This is a genomic window from Streptomyces sp. NPDC060194 (assembly GCF_042728285.1).
GTDB lineage: Bacteria > Actinomycetota > Actinomycetes > Streptomycetales > Streptomycetaceae > Streptomyces.
Genome location: NZ_JBHWZH010000243.1, coordinates 1 through 4,804, shown reverse-complemented (window position 1 = coordinate 4,804; position 4,804 = coordinate 1). Strand labels below are relative to the sequence as shown.

Annotated in this window: 5 protein-coding genes; 4 read left to right on the top strand and 1 reads right to left on the bottom strand. The window is 75.7% G+C overall.

Annotated features, from left to right (window positions below; all coding sequences use genetic code 11):
* Positions 1-46: 46 nt before the first annotated feature.
* Positions 47-472: a hypothetical protein gene (locus tag ACFWEG_RS28255; RefSeq protein WP_387220749.1), complete on the bottom strand. Its 426-nt coding sequence runs from the start codon at positions 470-472 to the stop codon at positions 47-49.
* A 234-nt stretch (positions 473-706) separates the two neighbouring features.
* Here ACFWEG_RS28255 and ACFWEG_RS28250 point away from each other — a divergent pair, with 234 nt between their 5' ends.
* The 4 genes from ACFWEG_RS28250 to fxsA all read left to right on the top strand — a co-directional run bounded on the left by ACFWEG_RS28250 (position 707) and on the right by fxsA (position 4,769).
* Positions 707-1,147, top strand: coding sequence for an Lrp/AsnC family transcriptional regulator (locus ACFWEG_RS28250; RefSeq protein WP_387220747.1), 441 nt, complete (start codon positions 707-709; stop codon positions 1,145-1,147).
* 61 nt (positions 1,148-1,208) lie between these two features.
* Positions 1,209-2,849, top strand: a complete 1,641-nt coding sequence (locus ACFWEG_RS28245) for an amidohydrolase (protein WP_387220745.1) — start codon at positions 1,209-1,211, stop codon at positions 2,847-2,849.
* 497 nt (positions 2,850-3,346) lie between these two features.
* Positions 3,347-4,126, top strand: coding sequence for a polyprenol monophosphomannose synthase (locus tag ACFWEG_RS28240; protein ID WP_387220743.1), 780 nt, complete (start codon positions 3,347-3,349; stop codon positions 4,124-4,126).
* A 46-nt stretch (positions 4,127-4,172) separates the two neighbouring features.
* Complete coding sequence (gene fxsA, locus ACFWEG_RS28235; RefSeq protein WP_387220740.1) at positions 4,173-4,769, top strand: FxsA family membrane protein; 597 nt, start codon at positions 4,173-4,175, stop codon at positions 4,767-4,769.
* Positions 4,770-4,804: the final 35 nt, after the last annotated feature.

The following is a 4,804-nucleotide window of genomic DNA, read 5'->3' as shown; positions in this document are numbered from 1 at the left end:
GGGCGGGCCCGTCGGAGGGGCCCGCCCGGTCACGTGTGCCGGGGTGTCAGGCGGCGCGCCGCAGCTGCGAGACGTGCAGCGGGCGGGAGACCTTGACCGGGCGGGAGCCGGGCCCGCCCACGTGCGAGAACGGCTGGTGGCGCCAGTCGAGCCCCTGAGGGAGCGTCAGGATCACCGCGTCCGGCTCGACGACGATCGGCGCGTCGATGACGGCGACCGCCTCGGCGGCCCGGCGGCCCGTGCCGTCGCAGACCGTGAGACCGAACGGGTCCCAGGGCGAGGCGCACAGCCCGTGCTCCGGCAGGACGGTCTCGTCCGCGAGGAGCGCGATGGACTGGGCGCAGTCCGGGCAGATCACCCGGTACGTCTCGAAGGTGTCGTACGCGTCGAACTCGGAGTCGGCGGCCTCGGTGTCGGCCGTATCGACGTACTCCGACCCGGTCTCACGACCGGTGCGCTTCAGATTCTGCATGGGACTCTCCCCCTCGGACGGACCGCGGTCGGGCGCTCGGGCTCCGGCCGCCGGCCGGGCACTGTGGCACCGACCCAAGCCAAGCATTTCCCCCTGCCCCGTACAGGTAATCGGCCGCGCTCCCACGGACACGGTCGCGACGGTGTGGTCTTCGTCACATGGCCCGCGTAGATCCGCCCCCGCGGGCGTCCCCGGCTGTGCCGGAGCCCGTCCGGGGCCATAGGTTGATCCGCTATGGAGGAGTTGGACCGGCAAATCGTTGACCTGCTCGTCAAGGACGGGCGGATGAGCTACACCGACCTGGGCAAGGCCACAGGCCTGTCCACCTCGGCGGTGCACCAGCGCGTGCGCCGCCTGGAGCAGCGCGGGGTGATCCGCGGCTACGCCGCGGTCGTCGACCCCGAGGCGGTCGGGCTGCCCCTGACGGCGTTCATCTCGGTCAAGCCCTTCGACCCGAGCGCCCCCGACGACATCGCCGAACGCCTCGCCGGCGTCCCGGAGATCGAGGCCTGCCACAGCGTGGCGGGGGAGGAGAACTACATCCTCAAGGTCCGGGTCGCCACTCCGCTGGAGCTGGAGCACCTGCTCACCCGGGTCCGCACCCTCGCCGGCGTCTCGACCCGCACCACCGTCGTGCTCTCCACGCCCTACGAGGCCCGCCCGCCCCGGGTCTGAACCCCTCGGCGCAGGTCACCCCGGGGGCGGGCGCGCGGCGCGGACGCGGGAGACTGGTCCCATGACCGAGCGCACCGCCCCCACGGATCCCGACCGCACCGTCCTGCTGCGCGGCGGCGAGGTCCACAGCCCCGCCGACCCGTTCGCGACCGCCATGGTCGTCGAGCGCGGGCACATCGCCTGGGTCGGCTCCGAGGGGGCGGCCGACGCCTTCGCCGACGGCGCGGACGAGATCGTCGACCTCGACGGCGCCCTCGTCACCCCGGCCTTCACCGACGCCCACGTCCACACCACGGCCACCGGCCTCGCGCTCACCGGCCTCGACCTGTCCGCCGCGACGGGCCTCGCCGACGCGCTGGAGCGGATCCGCGCCCACGCCGCGGCCCGCCCCGCCGACCGCATCCTGCTCGGCCACGGCTGGGACGCCGCCCGCTGGCCCGAGCGCCGCGCCCCGCGCCGCGACGAGCTGGACGAGGCCGCCGGCGGCCGTCCCCTCTACCTCACCCGGATCGACGTCCACTCCGCCGTCGTCACCACCGCGCTCCTCGACCGGGTGCCCGGCGTCCGCGCGCTGACCGGCTTCCGCGACGGCGAGCCGCTCACCGGCGACGCCCACCACGCCGTCAGGGCCGCCGCGCACGCCGCCGTCACCCCCGCCCAGCGCGACGAGGCCCAGCGCGCCGCGCTGCGGCACGCGGCCTCGCTCGGCATCGGCAGCGTCCACGAGTGCGGTGGCCCCGACATCTCCTCCGAGGACGACTTCACCGGCCTGCTCCGCCTGGCCGCCGCCGAGCCCGGCCCCCGGGTCGTCGGCTACTGGGCCGAGCGGGTGAAATCGGCCGCGGACGCCGAGCGCGTCCGCGCCCTCGGCGCCGCCGGCGCCGCCGGCGACCTCTTCGTCGACGGCTCCCTCGGCTCCCACACCGCCTGCCTGCACGCCCCCTACGCCGACGCCCCGCACACCGGCACCTCCCACCTGGACGCCGCCGCGATCGCCGAGCACGTCGCCGCCTGCACCGAGGCCGGGCTCCAGGCCGGCTTCCACGCCATCGGCGACGCCGCGCTCACCGCCGTCGTGGACGGCGTCCGCGCCGCCGCCGACCAGGTCGGCCTCGCCCGCGTCCGCGCCGCCCGCCACCGCGTCGAGCACGCCGAGATGCTCGACGCGCCCACCGTCGCCGCCTTCGCCGACCTCGGGCTCACCGCGTCCGTCCAGCCCGTCTTCGACGCCCTCTGGGGCGGCGAGCACGGCATGTACGCCGACCGGCTCGGCGCCGAGCGGGCCCGCACCCTCAACCCGTACGCGGCCCTGCTGCGGGCCGGGGTGCCGCTGGCGCTCGGATCCGACAGCCCGGTCACCCCGCTCGGCCCCTGGGCCGCCGTCCGGGCGGCCGCCTTCCACCAGGTGCCCGAGCACCGGGTCTCCGTCCGGGCCGCCTTCACCGCCCACACCCGGGGCGGCTGGCGCGCCACCGGCCGTGACGACGCCGGTGTCCTGGTCCCCGGCGCGCCCGCCGACTACGCGCTGTGGCGCACCGAGGAGCTCGTCGTCCAGGCCCCCGACGACCGGGTCGCCCGCTGGTCCACCGACCCCCGCTCGGGCACGCCCGGGCTGCCCGACCTCACGCCCGGCCGGCCGCTGCCCGTCTGCCTGGGCACGGTCGTCGGTGGCCGCACGGTGTACACAGGGCCACAAGGGTGAGGCGGCCGCCCCTGCACCGCCGCTCCGACCGTTGGGCGCGGCCCGCACGACCTGCGCCGATCCGCCGTCGGCGCGCCGACCGGCGGCGACGCCCCGAACGGTCCGGCTGTTGACAGGAAGCGGGCGGCGGCGGGTAGTTTCGGCCGGGTCCACCACAGGACATCCGACCGGAGGACCCCCTCGCGACCGCCGCGCGGCTGGGCCAGGGGCGGCGCGCCGCACCGGCGCCCCGCCACTGGGAGCCAGGTCCAGCGCCCGCGTCCCGGGGACGAGGGAAGGTTTCTGCCGGTCGGCGGTGAGACCCGGGTGGGGCCCGGACGTTCAGTAGACAACGGCTTCGTCGACTCGCAGCCAGCGGGCGCCAGGTCGGCCCGAAGGACGCCGGGCCCCCATCCGCAGCGGCCCCGCCGACACCCCCGCGACGGTGTCCGCACAGGTCGCGCCGCACGATCGCTATGGTGGTGCTCCTCCATGTACGGAATCGATAAGGGGCATCAGTGAACGACGGCGCGAACGACGGCGGCGAGCGGCGGTTCGGCCCTCTCGGCACGGTCCTGGTGATCATCCCCACCTACAACGAGGCCGAGAACATCGAGCCCATCGTCACCCGCGTCCGCGCGGCCGTACCCGACGCGCACGTCCTGGTCGCCGACGACAACAGCCCCGACGGAACCGGCAAGATCGCCGACGAGCTGGCCGCCGCGGACGACCACGTCCAGGTGCTCCACCGCGAGGGCAAGCAGGGCCTGGGCGCCGCCTACCTGGCCGGCTTCCGCTGGGGCCTGGAGCACGGCTACGGCGTCCTGGTCGAGATGGACGCCGACGGCTCCCACCAGCCCGAGGAACTGCCCCGGCTGCTCACCGCCCTCAAGGGCGCCGACCTGGTGCTCGGCTCGCGCTGGGTGCCCGGCGGCCGGGTGGTGAACTGGCCGCGCTCCCGCGAGATCCTCTCCCGCGGCGGCAGCACCTACTCCCGGCTCCTCCTCGACGTGCCGATCCGCGATGTCACCGGCGGGTTCCGCGCCTTCCGCAGGGAGACCCTCGAGGGCCTGGGCATGGACTCGGTGGCCTCGCAGGGCTACTGCTTCCAGGTCGACCTGGCCCGGCGCTGCGTCCAGGCCGGCCACCACGTCGTCGAGGTGCCGATCACCTTCGTCGAGCGTGAGCGCGGCGACAGCAAGATGAGCCGGGACATCGTCGTCGAGGCGCTGTGGCGGGTCACCGCCTGGGGTGTCGAGGGCCGCGCGAACCGGCTTCTCGGCCGACAGCGATCTTGATCCCGTCCTTACGACGTCCGGCCCGGCCGCCGGGCACACTGGGGGCATGACGACAGGCACACCCCCGCCGCCCCGCGCCCCCCGGCGCTCCCGCCTCCGCACGTTCCTCCCGCTCGGCCTGGCCGCCTGGCTGGTCCTGGAGGTGTGGCTGCTCACGGTCGTGGCCGGGGCGTGGGGCGGGTTCACCGTCTTCCTGCTCCTCCTCGCCGGCTCGCTGCTCGGCGGCGCCGTCATGAAGCGCGCCGGACGGCGCGCGTTCCAGGCACTGAACGAGGCGGTGCGGCAGCAGCAGGCGCACGGCACGGGCGCCCTTCCCGCGGACGGCCGGCGCGGCAAGGGCAACGGCTTCCTGATGCTGGCCGGGGCGCTGCTGATGCTCCCCGGTCTGATCTCGGACGTCGCCGGGCTGCTGTGCCTGCTGCCGCCGGTGCAGCGCTTCCTCAAGCGGACGACCGAGCGGTCGCTCGAACGCAAGGTGCGCACCCTCGGCGGGCCGGGGGCGCACGGCGGCTTCGCCGACGCCTTCCAGCAGGCCAGGATGCACCGCCCGGACGGCAAGGTCGTCCAGGGCGAGGTGATTCGCGAGGAGGACCGGCGGCCCGACCGCGACGAGGGCGGCGACCGCCCGCCCCTCACGCGCTGACGCACAACGGCCGGGGGCCCGCACCCTGTGAAGGG